15 protein-coding genes are annotated in these 15,336 nt (G+C 72.9%); 7 read left to right on the top strand and 8 right to left on the bottom strand.

Annotated elements, in window-relative coordinates:
- The first annotated feature begins 22 nt into the window (after window positions 1–22).
- The gene (locus PHZ_RS15030) at window positions 23–1,684 is read left to right on the top strand and encodes a sensor histidine kinase (protein WP_012523259.1); all 1,662 of its coding nucleotides are present in this window, start codon (window positions 23–25) and stop codon (window positions 1,682–1,684) included.
- A 2-nt stretch (window positions 1,685–1,686) separates the two neighbouring features.
- On the opposite strand, the gene PHZ_RS15025 is transcribed toward PHZ_RS15030, so the two are convergent.
- Window positions 1,687–2,529 carry a hypothetical protein gene (locus PHZ_RS15025; RefSeq protein WP_236611842.1) on the bottom strand — a complete coding sequence of 281 codons (843 nt, stop codon included), beginning with the start codon at window positions 2,527–2,529 and terminating at the stop codon, window positions 1,687–1,689.
- Between the two features lie 137 nt (window positions 2,530–2,666).
- Here PHZ_RS15025 and PHZ_RS15020 point away from each other — a divergent pair, with 137 nt between their 5' ends.
- Together PHZ_RS15020 and PHZ_RS15015 are read left to right on the top strand one after the other, a co-directional pair.
- Entirely contained in the window at window positions 2,667–2,999 is a 333-nt protein-coding gene (locus tag PHZ_RS15020) for a DUF1491 family protein (protein ID WP_012523257.1), read from the top strand.
- Between the two features lie 67 nt (window positions 3,000–3,066).
- Complete coding sequence (locus PHZ_RS15015; RefSeq protein ID WP_049758279.1) at window positions 3,067–4,071, top strand: ATP-dependent DNA ligase; 1,005 nt, start codon at window positions 3,067–3,069, stop codon at window positions 4,069–4,071.
- On the opposite strand, the gene PHZ_RS15010 is transcribed toward PHZ_RS15015, so the two are convergent.
- Window positions 4,019–5,002, bottom strand: a complete 984-nt coding sequence (locus tag PHZ_RS15010) for a TerC family protein (RefSeq protein ID WP_012523255.1) — start codon at window positions 5,000–5,002, stop codon at window positions 4,019–4,021. The genes PHZ_RS15015 and PHZ_RS15010 overlap by 53 nt on opposite strands.
- A 68-nt stretch (window positions 5,003–5,070) precedes the next feature.
- Window positions 5,071–5,253 carry a YdcH family protein gene (locus PHZ_RS15005; RefSeq protein WP_041373589.1) on the bottom strand — a complete coding sequence of 61 codons (183 nt, stop codon included), beginning with the start codon at window positions 5,251–5,253 and terminating at the stop codon, window positions 5,071–5,073.
- A 272-nt stretch (window positions 5,254–5,525) separates the two neighbouring features.
- Between PHZ_RS15005 and PHZ_RS15000 the strand changes: the two genes are divergently transcribed.
- The 3 genes from PHZ_RS15000 (at window position 5,526) to PHZ_RS14990 (ending at window position 9,440) form a co-directional block, all read left to right on the top strand.
- Window positions 5,526–7,154 carry a peptide chain release factor 3 gene (locus PHZ_RS15000; protein WP_012523254.1) on the top strand — a complete coding sequence of 543 codons (1,629 nt, stop codon included), beginning with the start codon at window positions 5,526–5,528 and terminating at the stop codon, window positions 7,152–7,154.
- A gap of 188 nt (window positions 7,155–7,342) precedes the next feature.
- Entirely contained in the window at window positions 7,343–8,716 is a 1,374-nt protein-coding gene (locus PHZ_RS14995; RefSeq protein ID WP_012523253.1) for a hypothetical protein, read from the top strand.
- Between the two features lie 61 nt (window positions 8,717–8,777).
- Entirely contained in the window at window positions 8,778–9,440 is a 663-nt protein-coding gene (locus PHZ_RS14990) for an energy transducer TonB (RefSeq protein ID WP_012523252.1), read from the top strand.
- Here the strand turns inward: PHZ_RS14990 and PHZ_RS14985 are convergent, their stop codons facing one another.
- The 4 genes from PHZ_RS14985 to PHZ_RS14970 all read right to left on the bottom strand — a co-directional run bounded on the left by PHZ_RS14985 (window position 9,441) and on the right by PHZ_RS14970 (window position 14,229).
- A complete protein-coding gene (locus tag PHZ_RS14985; RefSeq protein WP_012523251.1) occupies window positions 9,441–10,208 on the bottom strand; it encodes an ABC transporter permease in 768 nt (255 codons plus the stop codon).
- Entirely contained in the window at window positions 10,205–10,942 is a 738-nt protein-coding gene (locus tag PHZ_RS14980) for an ABC transporter ATP-binding protein (protein WP_012523250.1), read from the bottom strand. Before PHZ_RS14980 ends, PHZ_RS14985 begins: the two co-directional genes overlap by 4 nt.
- Window positions 10,939–11,931: an ABC transporter substrate-binding protein gene (locus PHZ_RS14975; protein WP_012523249.1), complete on the bottom strand. Its 993-nt coding sequence runs from the start codon at window positions 11,929–11,931 to the stop codon at window positions 10,939–10,941. Before PHZ_RS14975 ends, PHZ_RS14980 begins: the two co-directional genes overlap by 4 nt.
- A 483-nt stretch (window positions 11,932–12,414) precedes the next feature.
- Window positions 12,415–14,229, bottom strand: a complete 1,815-nt coding sequence (locus PHZ_RS14970; RefSeq protein WP_012523248.1) for an ABC-F family ATP-binding cassette domain-containing protein — start codon at window positions 14,227–14,229, stop codon at window positions 12,415–12,417.
- Window positions 14,230–14,310: 81 nt separating this feature from the next.
- On the opposite strand from PHZ_RS14970, the gene PHZ_RS14965 reads away from it, so the two are divergent.
- Entirely contained in the window at window positions 14,311–14,775 is a 465-nt protein-coding gene (locus PHZ_RS14965; RefSeq protein ID WP_012523247.1) for a YcgN family cysteine cluster protein, read from the top strand.
- Here PHZ_RS14965 and PHZ_RS21830 read toward each other — a convergent pair whose 3' ends face one another.
- Window positions 14,776–15,204: a DUF805 domain-containing protein gene (locus PHZ_RS21830; RefSeq protein WP_012523246.1), complete on the bottom strand. Its 429-nt coding sequence runs from the start codon at window positions 15,202–15,204 to the stop codon at window positions 14,776–14,778. It abuts the gene before it with no gap.
- Window positions 15,205–15,336: the final 132 nt, after the last annotated feature.

Genomic DNA, 15,336 nt, shown 5'->3' with positions numbered 1-15,336 from the left:
TGGAGAGGTTCGAACGCTGACCGTGCCGTACGTCCGCCTCACGTCCGCCAGGAAGAAGCGCCGCCGGCCCGCCGCGCCGTTCGCGGCCGCCTGGCACGCGGCGGTGGCGGCCGTGGTCGCGGGCGCCGGGGCGGCCGCCGTCGCCTGGGGCGGAGCCGCGCCCTTCGGCGTGGAACTGCCGGCGCTGGCGGTGCTCGCCGCCGCGGCGATCTTCGGCGCCCTCCTGTCGCTGTTCGAGGGGGCCGCGGCGATCACCCTGCTGATCTGGGCCGTCGCCGCCGCGGCCGCGGCGCTGCTGACGGGCGGGGCGGCCGGTCCGCTGGCGGCCTGGTGCCTGGCGCCCATGGCCGCGGCCTCGGCCTTCCGCCGCAGCGGCCTGCTCGCGCTGGGGGGCGCCCTGTCGCTGGGCGCAGCGGCCATCGCGGCCCTCGCGGGCGTGCTGCTGCCGCTGCCGCCGCCGCCGGCGGCCAGCGCCGAGTGGCTGGCCCTCATGGCCATGGGGGTGATCGCGGTCGGCCTGGCGGCGGGGCTCATCGGCCTGCAGGGCGCCCACGCCAGGGCGGACCGTGCCCGCGACGAGGCCGAGACCGAGCTGCGCGAGGCGCTGGATCACCAGCCGCAGCTCCTGCTGACGCTCTATCCGGGCGGCCGCATCCTGAACGCCTTCGGCGCGGACCTGCTCGGCCGCGGCGTCCGCGGCCTGAAGGACGAGCGCCTGCCCGACCTCGTCGGCTTTGAGGACCGCCTGGCGGTGGAGGAGGCGTTGCACGTGGCCGCCCACGAGGGTTCGGCCGAGGCCGCCTTCGTCCCGGCCCACGACCCTAACGGCTGGCTGGAGGTCTCCTTCCGCCGGCTGGGGGCCAACCGCATCTTCGCCGCCGTCCGCGACGCCCGGGCCCAGCGCGCCCGCGAGCACGAGCTCGAGAAGGCGCGGATCTCGGCCGAGCAGCAGAACGCCGGCAAGTCGCGCTTCCTCGCGAACATGAGCCACGAGCTGCGCACCCCGCTGAACGCCATCATGGGCTTCTCCGACATCATGCGGCAGCGGCTGTTCGGCCCGATGGGCGACCGCTACGGCGAGTACGCCGAACTGATCCACGAGAGCGGCAGCCACCTGCTGGAGCTGATCAACGACGTCCTCGACATGTCGAAGATCGAGGCCGAGCGGTTCGAGCTGGCGCGCGAGGACTTCGATGCGCGCGACGCGGTCGGCGCGGTCCTGCGGCTGATGCGCGGCCAGGCCGAGCGGGCGGGCGTGACCCTGCGCGCGGTCATGCCGCCCGAGCCGCTGGAGGCCGAGGCCGACCGGCGGGCGGTCAAGCAGATCACCCTGAACCTGATCTCCAACGCCCTGAAGTTCACCCCGCGCGGCGGCACGGTGACGGTCACCGCCCAGGGCGCCGGCGAGACGCTGGAGCTGATCGTGGCCGATTCCGGGGTGGGCATCGCGCCCGCCGACCTGGAGCGCCTGGGCCGGCCCTTCGAGCAGGCCGGCGACGCCCAGCAGCGGGCGGCGGGCTCGGGCCTTGGCCTGTCGCTGGTGCGCGCCTTCGCCGCCCTGCACGGCGGCGAGATGGCCATCGAAAGCGGCGTGGGCGAGGGGACGACCGTGACCGTGCGGATGCCGGTGCTGGTTCCGCCGCAGGCCGAGATGCCGGCGCCCGCGCCGGCCGCGGAAGCCTGAGGCTAGCGCGCCGCCATCTGCACGAAGGCGCGGCCGGCGGCGAAGTCGCCCACCTCCACATAGGCCGTCCGCACGCCGCCGCCGGGGAACAGGAACTGCACCGCCACGGCCTCGCGCGGGTCGAGCCCGGCGAGCGCCTGAACGGCCTCCTCCGGGAACCGCAGGGCCCAGCCCGAGCGGGCGTCCCTGGGCAGCAGGTCGGCGCCGGCCGGGCTGCGCGCCTCGGCCAGGAAGCTGCGCTGGCCGCTGGAGGGCGGCAGGCGGCGGGCCAGCGAGGCGCCGGCGGGCAGGTAGGGGCCGAGGGTCCGGTCCGTGTCGCGCATCACCAGCCGGGCCCCGTAGGGCTGGGCCTCGTCGGCGAACTGGGCCACCGCCAGCAGCACGCCGGGCGCGGCGCGGCCGGCTAGGCCGAACGTCATGCGGTCGGCGCCGAAGCGGCTCTCCTGCGAGAGGCGCCAGCGGGCGTCGCGGGCGAGCGTCCGGTCGGCGCGCCACTCGGCCCGCTCGCCGGGGTAGGTCATGCGGCGGACGCGGACGAAGCCCTTGTAGGCCTCCTCCACGTCGAGTGCGGCCCGGGCCAGTTCGGGCGAGGCGCAGCCCATCCGGGCCGCGCGGGTGCGGGCGCGGGCCTCCAGGGACTTGATGGTGCGCTCGCTGGCGCCCTGGCGCAGCGCCGCGCCGCGCGCCTGGGCCGCGCCGGCGGCCAGGGCGGCGCCCACGTCGGGCGTCAGCAGCCCGCAGCGTTCGTCCGCCGCCTGCAGCACGGTACGCTCGAAGAAGAGGCTTGGCGCGCCGCCCTGGGCGACCGCCGGCGCAGCGGCCGCCGCCGCGCCCAGAAACCCCAACCACCGAAACGCCGGCCGCGCTTTTCCGCGCGTGTCCGTCATCACCGACTTTCTTCTTCTGGCCTTCTCGGGCCTTGCGGAGAGCTTTAGGGGAGGGTGGTTGAAGTTCGGTTAGCGGGCGGGGAAAGGTCGCGGCGATGCTGCTTTCCACGGACATCTGGGTGGGCGCCCTGATCCGCCGCGCCGAACTGGGCGGCGGCTTCGCCGTGGTGGCCCGCAAGGGCGACCCGCGGGCCGGGGCCGTGCTGGTCAAGGTGCTGAACCGCTCGGACGGCACGGCGAGGCTCTATTCCGAGGCCACCCGCGGCGACGGCGAACGTGTCTGGATGCAGCCGGCCGCCTCCGACCAGGAGCCGGACCTCGACCGCTACATCGAGCGCGCCGCCCGGATCGATCCGGACATCTGGGTCGTCGAGATCGAGGATCGCCAGGGCCGCCACTTCCTGGTCGAGCCGGTGGAACGGGGCTGAGGCGCCGGACGCTTCAGGGCTCGTGCCCGGCCTTTCGGATCTTCCTGTCCCCCTCGACCTGCCGCCCATGGAGGCGAAGCTGGTGGACGAGGTCCCGCGCGAGTCCGGCTGGCGGTTCGAGCCCAAGTGGGACGGCTTCCGGTGCCTGGCGTTCCGGGCGGGCGACGAGGTGGCGCTGCGGGCCAAGTCGGGCAAGCCGCTGGACCGCTTCTTCCCCGACGTGGTCGCGGCGCTGCGGGCGCTTCCCGTCGAGCGGTTCGTGGTGGACGGCGAGCTGACCATCGAGGTGGAGGGGCGGCTTTCGTTCGAGGCCCTGCAGCTGCGCCTGCACCCGGCCGAGAGCCGCGTGCGCAAGCTGGCGGCCGCGCAGCCGGCGGCGCTGACCCTGTTCGACTGCCTGATGGACGCGAAAGGCCGCTCGCTGGTGGAGGCGCCGCTGTCCAAGCGGCGCGAGGCGCTGGAGGCCTTCGTCGCCCGGCTCGGCGGCGCGCCGGCGGTGCGGCTCTCGCCTTTCACCGAGGACCGGGCCCGGGCCTGCCGCTGGCTGGACGAGGCCGGGTTCGTCCTGGACGGCGTGGTGGCCAAGCGCGCGGACGGACCCTACGTCCCCGGCGAGCGGGCCATGCTGAAGATCAAGAAGATCCGCACCGCCGACTGCGTGGTGGGCGGCTTCCGCCACGCCAAGGGGACCGAGGCGGTGGGATCCCTGCTGCTGGGCCTCTACGGCGACGACGGCCTGCTGCACCACGTGGGCTTCACCTCGACCATCTCCAACGCCGAGCGGCCCGAGCTGACCCGCCGCCTGGAGGCCCTGGCCGGCGGCTCCGGCTTCACGGGGAACGCCCCCGGCGGGCCCAGCCGATGGAGCACCGAGCGGACCGGCGAGTGGACGCCGCTGCGTCCCGAGCTGGTGGTGGAGGTCCGCTACGACCAGGTGACCGGCGAGCGCTTCCGGCACGGGACGAAGCTGGTGCGCTGGCGGCCCGACAAGGCGCCCCGGCAATGCACCTTCGAGCAGATCAGGCCGCCGGCTCGGGCGGGCGGCGTTCCGTCCGCCACAGCGAGTAGATGATCCCGCCCGCCAGGATCGCCGCGGTGATCCCCAGGGACGCCGGTGCGGGGAACTTCTCCCAGCCCGCCGCCTCGGCCACGAACACCTTGCCGCCGATGAAGATCAGCAGCAGCGCGAGGGCGTGCTTCAGATAGGCGAACCGCGCCGTCACCGCCGCCAGGGCGAAATAGAGGGCGCGCAGGCCCAGGATGGCGAAGATGTTCGACGTGTAGACGATGTAGGGATCGGTGGTGATCGCGAAGATCGCCGGCACCGAGTCGACCGCGAAGACGACGTCGGCCAGCTCGATCATCACCAGCGCCAGGAACAGCGGGGTGGCGTAGAGCACGGCCTTCGAGCCGCCCGGCGGCGTGCGCCTGACGAAGAAGCGCGAGCCCTCGAAGTCAGGGGTCAGGCGCAGGTGGCCCGCCAGCCAGCGGTAGACCGCGTTGTCCCGCGGGTCGGCGGGCTCGTGGCTGGAGAACAGCATCCGGGCGCCCACCACCACGAGGAAGGCGGCGAAGACGAGCAGGATCCATTCGAAGTTGGCGACCAGGGCCGCGCCCACCCCGATCATGATCGCCCGCAGCACGATGACGCCGAGGATGCCCCAGAACAGCACGCGGTGCTGGTAGGCGCGCGGCACGGCGAAGGCGGCGAAGATGGTGGCGATGACGAAGACATTGTCCATCGCCAGGCTCTTCTCGACCAGGAAGCCGGTCACGTATTCGAGCCCCGCCTGCCGGCCGAGCTCGCTCCACACCCAGACCCCGAAGCCAAGGCCGGCGGTGATGTAGCCGGCCGAGAGCAGCAGGCTCTCGCGGACGCCGATCTCCTTCTGCTTCCGGTGCAGCACGCCCAGGTCGAGAACGAGGAGTGCGAGCACCACCGCCAGGAAGGCGGCCCACATCCATACGGGCTTGCCGAGCGCCATCTGCGTCAGCCAGTCCATTCGGACCTCCGGAAAAAAGGCGGGGCGGCGTGGCTAGCCGCCGCCCCGAAGTCGGGCTTGGGGTCGGATCAGATGCGGACGGGGACGAGGCCGCTCTCGAGGTGGAAGAGCTCGTCCTTCAGGGCGAGCTTCCGACGCTTCAGCGCGCTGATCCGAAGGCCGTCGGGCTCGGGGCGACGGAGTTCGTCGCGGATCTGCCGATCGACCTCGCGCTGGGCGTTGCGCAGGCGGTAGATATGTACGTGTCGCATGCAGCCTCCTCTTGAGAGGGGCGGCTCGACGCCTGGGCACGGAGTGGGGGGAGCTACCGGACCCTGGCATCGAGCACACCCGATGCGGTCCGACATCACGATCGATTCCGATCGCCAGAGGGGCCCGGCCCGCACCCATGGAATTGGGCGGTTCGGCCGCGCTTTCAAGGCCCCTCGCGCGAAAAAATCCGGCGGCCGTGCGCCGGAGGGCTTTGGGCGAGCCTCAGGGTCGCGTTGCGCCTGGGGTTGGGAACCGTTAGACCCCGCCGCCCATGAGCACGTCCCCCGCCGCCGAGGCCGCCAAGTCGTTGTCAGGTGTCGCCGCCGAAGCGGCGAGGCGGCGCACGTTCGCGATCATCTCGCATCCGGACGCCGGCAAGACCACGCTGACCGAGCACCTGCTGCTGGCCGGCGGGGCCATCCGGGCGGCCGGCGCCGTGCGCGCCCGCGGCGAGAACCGCCGCACCCGTTCCGACTGGATGAAGATCGAGCGCGAGCGGGGGATTTCGGTCTCGGCCTCGGTCATGACGTTCGACCACGACGGCAAGATGTTCAACCTGCTGGACACGCCGGGCCACGAGGACTTCTCGGAGGACACCTACCGGACCCTGACCGCCGCCGACGCCGCGGTCATGGTGCTGGACGCGGCCAAGGGCATCGAGCCGCAGACCCTGAAGCTGTTCGAGGTCTGCCGCCTGCGCGACATCCCGATCGTCACCTTCATCAACAAAATGGATCGCGAGGCCCAGGATCCCTTCGAACTCCTGGACGAGATCGCCTCGAAGCTCGCCCTCGATCCCGCGCCGCTCTACTGGCCCGCCGGCTCGGGCGGCCGCTTCAAGGGCATGGTGGACCTGCGCGGCCAGCGGTTCATCCCCTTCTCCAAGCCCAGCGAGCAGCAGGACGGCCACCCCGACCCGGTGCCCATGGGCGGCAATTCGCTGGCCGCCTTCCTGGACGAGGCCGAGCGCGCCGAGATGGAGGAGGGGGCCATGCTGGTGCAGGAGGCCTCCAAGCCCTTCGACCCGCAGGCCTTCCTGGAGGGTCACATGACCCCGGTGATCTTCGGCTCGGCCCTGCGGCACTTCGGGGTCGACGAGCTGCTGGCGGTCATCGGCGCCTACGCCCCGCCGCCCAAGGCCGTGGCGGCCACGAAGAACGGCGCCGAGACAAAGGTCGAGCCCGGCGACAAGGAGGTCACCGGCTTCGTCTTCAAGGTGCAGGCGAACATGGATCCCAACCACCGGGACCGGATCGCCTTCCTGAAGCTGTGCTCGGGCCGCTTCCAGCGCGGCATGAAGCTGAAGGTGCAGAACACCGGCAAGCAGCTGAGCGTGAACGCGCCCACCATGTTCTTCGCCTCGGACCGCGAGCTGGCCGAGGACGCCTTCGCCGGCGACGTGATCGGCATCCCGAACCACGGCGTGCTGCGCGTCGGCGACAGCCTGTCCGAGAGCGGGACCCTGCGCTTCCAGGGCCTGCCGAACTTCGCGCCCGAGATCCTGCAGCGCGTCCGCGTCAAGGATCCGCTGAAGGCCAAGCACCTGAAGAAGGCGCTGGAGAGCCTGGCCGAGGAGGGCGTGACCCAGCTGTTCCGCCCCACACTGGGGGCCGACTTCATCGTCGGCGCGGTGGGCCAGCTGCAGTTCGAGGTGATGGCCGACCGGCTGGCCAACGAATACCAGCTCGAGGTGATCTTCGAGCCCAGCCCCTACGCCGAGGCGCGCTGGATCATCGGCGAGCGGGCCGACCTCGAGGACTTCGCCGGCAAGCACCGCACCGCGATGGCGGTGGACATCGACGAGCAGCCCGTCTTCCTCGGCAAGTCGGCTTGGGAGATCGGCTACGTCGCCGAGCGCTTCCCGAAGGTGCGGTTCGACCGCTCCAAGGAACGGGCCTGACGCCCGCACCCCGATCGGCCTGAGGAACTCGTCCCCAGGTCGGGCTTTACTGTGGATGGCTACGTTTCGTTAACCATACCGCAGAAGTTAAGGGATTGTTAAAGCGCCCGGCTCCCGCTTTGCTGCGTCCGTTCAGGGCCGCCGCCGACCGTTCCATCGTGGGACGGGGCGGCCGCCGGAGCGGGACCATGTTCGAGCTGGGACGCGAGCTGAAGCGACTGTTCGCCGTCGAGCGGAAGCCGGCGGGCGAGGGCCTCAGCCGCGGCGACGCCGCTCTGCTGGAACTGCTGGACGCCCGGCTGCTGGCCGAGGAGGCCCGCGCCGCCGACGTGGCGGCCGGGCGGATCAGCGCCAAGGACAAGCCCCGCCGCCGTCTGGAGGCCGCCGTAGTGTGGCGCGAGGTCGCCCGCCGCACCGGCGACGCCGCGGCGCTGCGCAAGGCCGCCGCCATCGCCGAGACCGCCGCCGCTGGCTTCGAGGGCGAGCGGCGCGCCGACGGCTGGGCCCGCGCCCGCTGCGAGCAGGCGTTCTGCGCCCTGCTGGGGGCCGAGCTGTTCGGCGATCCGGGACTGGACGCGGCGGCCGAGATGGCCTTCCGCGAAGTCCGCGGCGCGGTGCGCGGCGGCGTGGCTCTGGCCCTGGCCGATGTCGGCCTGGCCGCCATCGCCGGCCGGCGCACGCTCGAGACGTGCGGCCTCGAGGAGGCCCGCGCGGCCGCTCACGCCTTCGCCGCTCCCATCGCCGCCCTGGAGGCCCAGGCCCGGCGGTCGACCTGCGTCCGGCCGCTTGCGGGCGAAGCGCGCCTGATCCGCGCCGATCTGCTCTGCGGCTGGGGCGTGCGGCTGAAGGACGAGGCGCTCCTGCGCCAGGCCGTGGACGAAGCGGCCCGCGCCGCTGATCGGCTGGACGTGGCCTACGAGCCGCTCACCTGGGCCCGCGCCGAGGCGGCCCGGGGACAGGCGCTCGCCCTGCTGGGCGAACTCACGGGCGACGTCGGTTCCATCGCCGCGGGCGCGAGCCGGCTTTCCGAGACGATCGATCACCTGACCCGCGATCACAGCCCGCTGGACTGGGCCCGGGCTCAGTCGGCCCTGGCCCACGCGCTGCAGGCGCTCGGCGAGGCCGCCGGCGACCCGCGCGCCTTCGAACAGGCGGTGAGCTGCTACGACCGCGCCGGGCTCGTGCTCCGGGAGGTTCCGGCGCTGCCGCTGCGCGGAGCCGCCGCCAGCGCCCGGGCGATGTGCCTGGCCCGGTCGGCCGAGCTGACCGGCGACCTTGCGGTGCTCGACGCCGCCGAGGCGGCGATGAAGATGGAGCTGGCCGCCAAGTCCGCCCGCCGCGACCCGGTCGGCTGGGCCCTTTCCCAGCTGCACCTGGCCCGCCTCTACGAGACCCGCATGGGCATGACCGGGCGCGATGCGGGCGAGCGCGCCTCGGCGCTGCTGTCGCTGGAGGCCGCCCTCGACGTGTTCGCAGAGCACGGCCTGCGCTCGCTGAGCGTGCTGGCCCTCGACGCCCTGGACCGGCTCCGGAGCGACGTCCCCAGCCGCGCAGCCGACTAGTTTTCCCGCTTCTCAGCCGCCGGCCGCGGCGCCATGCTCCCGCTTCCGGGAGGATTGCAGCATGCGCAGAAGCCGTTTCACCATCGTCGGCGCCGCGGGCGCCCTGTTCGCGCTCCCGGCGCTCGCCCAGGTCGCCGCGACCGTCACCGATGCGCCGACCGCGGCCGAGGTCGCCGCCGCCTTCCCTGAGCGCGCGAAGGCGGCGGGCGTCTCAGGCGCCGTGGCCCTGAACTGCACCGTCACCCGTCACGCCGGGCTCTCCGGCTGCGTCGCCGTGGGTGAGGAGCCGCGCGGCTACGGTTTCGCCGCCGCGGCCCTTCGGGTGGCCCGGAGCATCAAGGTGGCCGACGGCCGCGACGCCCAGGTGCTGGTGCCGGTGAACTTCTCGACCGAGGTGCTGAAGCCCGGCTTCACGGCGGTCACGCCGAAGTGGACGGCCACGCCCACCGCCGCCGACTTCCAGGCGACCATCCCGAAGCATGAGAACGGCCCGAACGACATCCGGGTGACCCTGGTGTGCGACGTCCAGGCGGGCGGGACGCTGTCGGGCTGCGTCGTCGACCGCGAGATGCCGGCCGGCCAGGGATTTGGCGAGGCGGTGCTGGCGCTGGCCCCCAAGTTCAAGGTCGAGCCCTGGAGCGCCGAGGGCCAGCCGGTCGTGGGCGCCAAGGTGCGGGTGCCGGTCCGCTACGACCTCAAGCCGGTGAACCAGGCGGCGCGGTAGCTAGCGCCCGCGCCACCAGCGCAGGCCGGCGCGTTCCAGGCGCTCCAGCAGGGCGTGCAGGACCACGCCCATCAGGCCCAGGAGGACAAGGGCGGCGATCATCCGGTCGGTCTGCAGCTTGTTGCCGGCGTCGAGGATCTGCCAGGCCAGGCCGCCGCCGCCGCCCGAACCGGCGCCGAACTCGGCCACCACCGCACCGATGAGGGAAAGGCCGGCGCCGACCTTGTGGCCCTCCAGCAGGAACGGCACGGCGGCGGGCAGGCGCAGGCGGGTCACCCGCTGCCAGCGGCTCGCGCCATAGAGGTCGAACAGGCGCTCCAGGTCCGGGTCGGCCGAGCGCAGGCCGGCGGCGGCGCCCGAGAAGATCGGGAAGAAGGCCACCACTACGGCGAGGGCCACGAGCGCTCGCCCCGGATGATCGAGGCCCGCCCAGATCAGCACCAGCGGCGCCAGGGCGACGACGGGGGTCACCTGCACCACCGAGGCCAGCGGTCGGATGGCGCGGTCGAGCAAGGGGCTGAGCGCGGTCAGCAGCGCCAGCGCCTGGGCGATCAGGCTGGCGCCCGCCAGGGCGACGAGGGCCACCCACAGGGTCTGCCAGGCGGCGCGGAAAAGGACGGGGAAGTTCTCGACGAGCGAGACAGCCACCGCGGACGGCGGCGGCAGGAAGTAGGCCGGAACCTCGAGGGCGCGGCAGGCGACCTCCCATCCGGCCAGCAGCAGGGCGGCCAGGGCGAAGGGCGCGAGGGCGTAGGCGATCCCCCTCATGCGGCGATCCCCTCGGCGAGGGCGGCCGAGACCTGCTCGGCCGTGGCGCGGAAGCCGGGCTCGGCGCGGAAATGCGCCGGGCGGGGAAGGGGCCCCGCGACCGGGAAGTCGCCGACGATGCGCCCGGGGCTGCGGCTCATCACCACGACCCGCGAGGCCATGTAGACGGCCTCCTCGACGTTGTGGGTGACGAAGACGATGGCGGGGCGCGAAGCGTCCCACAGCGCCAGGACGTCGTCGGCCAAGGCCCGGCGGGTGATCTCGTCCAGGGCGGCGAAGGGCTCGTCCAGCAGCAGCAGCCGCGGCTCGGTGACCATCGCGCGGGCCAGGGAGACCCGCATGGCCATGCCGCCCGAAAGCTGGGCCGGGCGGGCGGTCTCGGCGCCGGCCAGGCCCACCCGGGCGAGGGCCGCGTCGGCCCGGCGGCGGGCTTCCGCGGCCGGAACGCCGGCCAGCTCCAGCGGCAGGGCGGCGTTGGCCCGGGCCGAGAGCCAGGGCGCCAGGGTCGGCGCCTGGAAGACGACGGCGGTCTCGCCCCGGCCGGTTGCGCGGGTCACCTGCCCGCCCGTCGGCGCCTCGAGGCCGGCCAGCAGGCGCAGCGCCGTGGACTTGCCGCAGCCGGACGGGCCCACCAGCGCCAGGATCTCGCCCTCGCCGACGGCCAGGTCGACCGGCCCCAGGGCGCGGCCCCGGGGATACTCGACCTCGGCGCCGATGAGGCTCGCGACGCTCACTTGGCGACGAACTGGAGCGTGTAGGCGCGCTTGGGGTCCAGGCTCTCGGGGTAGACGCCCTGCGCCTTGGCGACCTCGGCGAAGGCGGCCCAGCGGGCGTCGGTCATGGCGCCGACCGGCAGGCCCTCGTCGCCCTCCACGATGCGGTAGCTCTTCAGCTTCTCCCGGGCCTGGTCGAGGACGTCCTGGGTCATCTCGGGATTGTCCTTGCGGATCAGCTCGTTGGCGGCGGTGGGATCGCCATAGAGGTAGTCGCGCCAGCCCTTGGCCGAGGCCTCGACGAAGGCCTGCACGGCGGCGGGATTCTGCGAGATCAGGCTGTCGCGCGCCAGGACCATGGTGGCGTAGCCGGGGAAGCCCTCGTCGGCGAGGAGGAAGACCTTGGGCTGGAAGCCGGCGACCTTCTGGATCGTGTAGGGCTCGGAGGTGATGTAGCCCTGCTGGGCGGCCCGCTTGTCGGCCAGGAAGGGCGCGGGGTTGAAGCCGTACTTGCGCACCTGGTCGTCCGTGAAGCCGTACTTGGCCTTCAGCCACACCCAGAACGCGCTGACCGAGGCGTCGGACAGCAGGATGGGATGGCCCTTCAGGTCGGCCAGCCGCTCGATCCCCTGGTCGGGGTGGGCGATCAGCACCTGCGGGTCCTTCTGCATGAAGGCGGCGACCGCCTTCACCGGCGCCCCTTCCTGGGCCAGGTTCATGACGATGAAGCTGTTGGAGCCCATGCCCATCTCGACCGCGCCCGCGGCGATGAGCTGGGGCACGTTCACGCCCGGCCCGCCCTGCACGATCTTCACGTCGAGGCCGCGGCGGGCGTACTCGCCCGAGGCCAGCGCCTGGTAGAAGCCGCCGTGCTCGGCCTGGGCCCGCCAGTCGGTGGCGAAGCGGATGGACGTGGGCTGGCCCGCGGCCGGCGCGGCGTCCTCCTTCTGGCCCGAGCAGGCCGCGAGCAGCGCGGCTGCGGCGAAGACGATCGAACGCAAGGCTTTCATGGTGGCGCACCCCCGACGCGGACGGCCGGAGCGTAGGGCGCTGCAGCCGAGGTTGGAAGGGGCCCCATAGCAAGAGGGCGGCGCTCCGGTTTCCCGGGGCGTCGCCCTCTCATCCAGATCCGTTGGGGGATCTGCGCCGGCAAGGCCAGCGGCGAGTTCGGTTCCGGGTCGCCCCGGGTGTTTTCCCTCACCGCCGATGTCTTCGCGGGGTCGCAGGTTCCGGGTCGCCCCGGTTCGTTGCGTCCGCTGGACACTCCGCTCGCTTGGTTTCGGGGTCCGCTGTCGCCAGCTTCTCCGTCCGCCTGCGCCGCAGTTCCTTTCGGCGACTTGACGGTGCGCCCGAACCCGCTATGAGGCAAGCGCCCGAAAGCGCCTCCATGTGCGCCGGGCGTCAAGAATCCGTGAAGAAACTGTTAACAACCGCGGGACGGGCGACCGTTTCGCGCGTGGATTCAAGCGCCTGGGCTTATCCACAGGAAAGCGCTACCGGCCCGCCTCCAGCGCCTCGCGACGCTCCTCCAGGGCCAGCCACTCCTCCTCGGCCGCGGCGAGCTGGGCCTGGGCCGCCTCCAGCGCGCGGCTGAACCGCTCGAAACCGGCCGGATCGCGGGCATAGAGCTCGGGATCTGCGAGCGCCGTCTCCAGCGTCGCGATCTTGCCCGGCAGGTCGTGGATCAGCGCGTCCAGCTCGGCCAGCCGGCGCTGCTCCTTGTAGGACAGCTTGGCGGGTGCGGCCGCCGCGCGCGGCGGCGCGGGCGCGGCCTTCGCCGGCTCGGGCTTCGGCTCCACCCGGCCGAAGAAGCCCGGGTTCTGGGAAAGGAAGTCCTGCCAGCCGCCCGGCGTCTCGACCGCCCGCCCGGTCCCGTCCAGGCCGATGGTGGAGGTGGCCAGCCGGTCGATGAAGTCGCGGTCGTGGCTGACCAGGATCAGGGTGCCGTCGTAGTCGGCCAGCAGGTCCTCGAGCAGGTCGAGGGTGTCCATGTCGAGGTCGTTGGTCGGCTCGTCCAGCACCATCACGTTCGCCGGGCTCGCCAGGGCCCGCGCCAGCAGGAGGCGGTTGCGCTCGCCGCCGGAGAGGCTCTTCACCGGCTGGCGCAGCTGGGCGTCGGTGAATAGGAAGTCCTTGGCGTAGGCGTTCACGTGCTTGGGGGCCCCGCGCACCATCACCTGGTCGCCGCCGCCCTCGGTGAGCACGTCGCGGACGGTCATGTCCTCCTTCAGCGCCCCGCGCGCCTGGTCGATGTAGCTGACCGCCAGGTTCGTCCCGAGCTTCACCTCGCCGGCGTCGGGCGCGAGCTCGCCCAGCAGCAGCTTCACCAGCGTGGTCTTGCCCGCGCCGTTGGGCCCGACGATCGCCACCCGGTCGCCGCGCAGGATGCGGGTGGAGAACGTCTTCAGGATCACCCGCTCGCCGAACGCCTTTGAAAGGCCCTTGGCCTCGACGACCCGCTGGCCCGAGGTCCCCGAGCTGGCGAGGCCCATGTTCAGGGACCCGCGCGCCTCCTTCAGCCGCTCGGACTTGGCCTGCCGCATGGCGATCAGGCGGCGGCGGCGGCCCTCGTTCCGCGCCCGGCGGGCGGTGACGCCGCGGGCCAGCCAGTGCTGCTCGCGCTCGATCGCCTTGTCGAGCCGGCGGGCCTCCTCGGCCTCCTGCGCCTCGATCTTCTCGACCCAGGCGTCGAACTCGGCGAAGCCGCGGTCCAGGCGGCGGACCTGGCGGTGCTCCAGCCAGAAGCAGCGCTGGGTCACCCGCTCCAGGAAGGCGCGGTCGTGGCTGACGATCAGGGCCGCGGCGCGGCTGGCGGCGATCGCCTGCTCCAGCGTCTCGATGGCCAGGATGTCGAGGTGGTTGGTGGGCTCGTCCAGCAGCAGGACGTCGGGATTCTCGGCGAAGGCGCGGGCCAGGGCCGCGCGCCGGGTCTCGCCGCCCGAGAGGCCCTGCGCCGCCTTCGCGGGATCGAGGCCGAAGGCCATCAGCTCGGCCTCGGCGCGGTGGGCCGGCGCGCCGCCGCCCGTCGCATAGTCCAGCAGGGTTCCGCCGGCGATCTCGGGCTCCTGGGGCACGAGCGACACCCGCACGCCGGGGCTGATCACCCGCTCGCCGTCGTCGGCCTCGATCTGGCCGGCGATGATCCGCAGCAGCGTGGACTTGCCCGCGCCGTTGCGGCCGACGAGGCAGGCCCGCACGCGCGGCTCGAGGCCGAGGTCGACCCCGTCGAACAGCATCCGCGGCCCGTCGGCCAGGCGGACGTCCTTCAGGGCGAGGATGGGCGCGGGGGCTCTCGCGGGGGCTCTCATGGGCCGCCGGAGATAGAGGTTCCCCGCCGCAGGCGAAAGGTCGCTCTTCTGTCCGCGGCCGAGGCGGCCTACATGGGCGCGATGCCGCGTGACCCGTTCTGGCGCCGAAAGACCCTCGAGCAGATGACCGTCGCCGAGTGGGAGAGCCTGTGCGACGGCTGCGGGCTCTGCTGCCTGGTGCGCTTCGAGGACGAGGAGACCGGCGAGGTGATCCCGACGCGGGTCCACTGCAAGCTGTTCGACCCGGACGTCTGCCGCTGCAGCGACTACGCCAACCGCAAGGCCCATGTGCCCGACTGCATCAAGCTGACGCCGCACAACATCGAGGCGCTGGAGTGGATGCCGAAGAGCTGCGCCTACCGCCGCCTGCACGAGGGGCGGGACCTGGCCGACTGGCATCCGCTGATCAGCGGCGATCCCGAGAGCGTCCACCGCGCCGGGATCTCGGTCCGCGGCCAGACGATCAGCGAGGCGGCGCTGGCCGATCTCGAGGACGCCCTCGACTTCGCCGCCTGGGACCTCGTCATCGAGCGCGGCGACGACTGATCAGGCGGCCGGCGGCGGGCCCCAGCGGTTGGGCTGGTCCGAACCGCGCGTCGCGCCCACCACCACGATGAAGGCGAAGTAGAGCGCCATGGCGCCCATCATGGCGGTGGCGAGGCCCGGATCGGCCTCGATGCCCGAAGGTCCCATGGTCATCATCCGCACGGCGCCGGCGACGCCCAGCGCGGTCGCCGGGATCTGCCACCAGCCGGATCGGCCGAGATCATGCAGCCGCCGGGCGATGACCGCCCACTGGGCGAGGTTGACGGCGAAGCTGAACGGGATGGCGACGACCTGGGCGCCGGGCGCCGCCGCCACCAGCGACAGGCCCCATCCCAGCACGATGGTGGCGGCCAGCACCTTCCAGAACTCGCGGCGGCTCGCCCGTCCGCGGAATGAGAATAAAGACTTCAGGCCCTGCGGCGACGCCATCCAATCCCTCCGGCTCGGGCGGAACATCGAGTGCTGCGGGCCATCCGGCAAGGCTGTTGCATTTTTATCACATGCAGGCTTGCGTGACGGAGCCGTGCGTCCAATCTAGAAGTCGCACTCGGCAGATGGTCA

The sequence above is a fragment of the Phenylobacterium zucineum HLK1 genome, assembly GCF_000017265.1.
Lineage (GTDB): Bacteria > Pseudomonadota > Alphaproteobacteria > Caulobacterales > Caulobacteraceae > Phenylobacterium > Phenylobacterium zucineum.
Note: the sequence above shows the minus strand (reverse complement) of the source record. Positions and strands in the feature narration are given on the sequence as shown.

What these genes read in the sequence shown, in the direction of transcription:
- PHZ_RS14965 (WP_012523247.1), top strand. Translation starts at nt 14,311, where the DNA reads ATGCCGCGTGACCCGTTCTGGCGCCGAAAGACCCTCGAGCAGATGACC.
- PHZ_RS21830 (WP_012523246.1), bottom strand. Translation starts at nt 15,204, where the DNA reads ATGGCGTCGCCGCAGGGCCTGAAGTCTTTATTCTCATTCCGCGGACGG.
- PHZ_RS14970 (WP_012523248.1), bottom strand. Translation starts at nt 14,229, where the DNA reads ATGAGAGCCCCCGCGAGAGCCCCCGCGCCCATCCTCGCCCTGAAGGAC.
- PHZ_RS14975 (WP_012523249.1), bottom strand. Translation starts at nt 11,931, where the DNA reads ATGAAAGCCTTGCGTTCGATCGTCTTCGCCGCAGCCGCGCTGCTCGCG.
- PHZ_RS15005 (WP_041373589.1), bottom strand. Translation starts at nt 5,253, where the DNA reads ATGCGACACGTACATATCTACCGCCTGCGCAACGCCCAGCGCGAGGTC.
- PHZ_RS15010 (WP_012523255.1), bottom strand. Translation starts at nt 5,002, where the DNA reads ATGGACTGGCTGACGCAGATGGCGCTCGGCAAGCCCGTATGGATGTGG.
- PHZ_RS15000 (WP_012523254.1), top strand. Translation starts at nt 5,526, where the DNA reads ATGAGCACGTCCCCCGCCGCCGAGGCCGCCAAGTCGTTGTCAGGTGTC.
- PHZ_RS14990 (WP_012523252.1), top strand. Translation starts at nt 8,778, where the DNA reads ATGCGCAGAAGCCGTTTCACCATCGTCGGCGCCGCGGGCGCCCTGTTC.
- PHZ_RS15020 (WP_012523257.1), top strand. Translation starts at nt 2,667, where the DNA reads ATGCTGCTTTCCACGGACATCTGGGTGGGCGCCCTGATCCGCCGCGCC.
- PHZ_RS15015 (WP_049758279.1), top strand. Translation starts at nt 3,067, where the DNA reads ATGGAGGCGAAGCTGGTGGACGAGGTCCCGCGCGAGTCCGGCTGGCGG.
- PHZ_RS14995 (WP_012523253.1), top strand. Translation starts at nt 7,343, where the DNA reads ATGTTCGAGCTGGGACGCGAGCTGAAGCGACTGTTCGCCGTCGAGCGG.
- PHZ_RS14985 (WP_012523251.1), bottom strand. Translation starts at nt 10,208, where the DNA reads ATGAGGGGGATCGCCTACGCCCTCGCGCCCTTCGCCCTGGCCGCCCTG.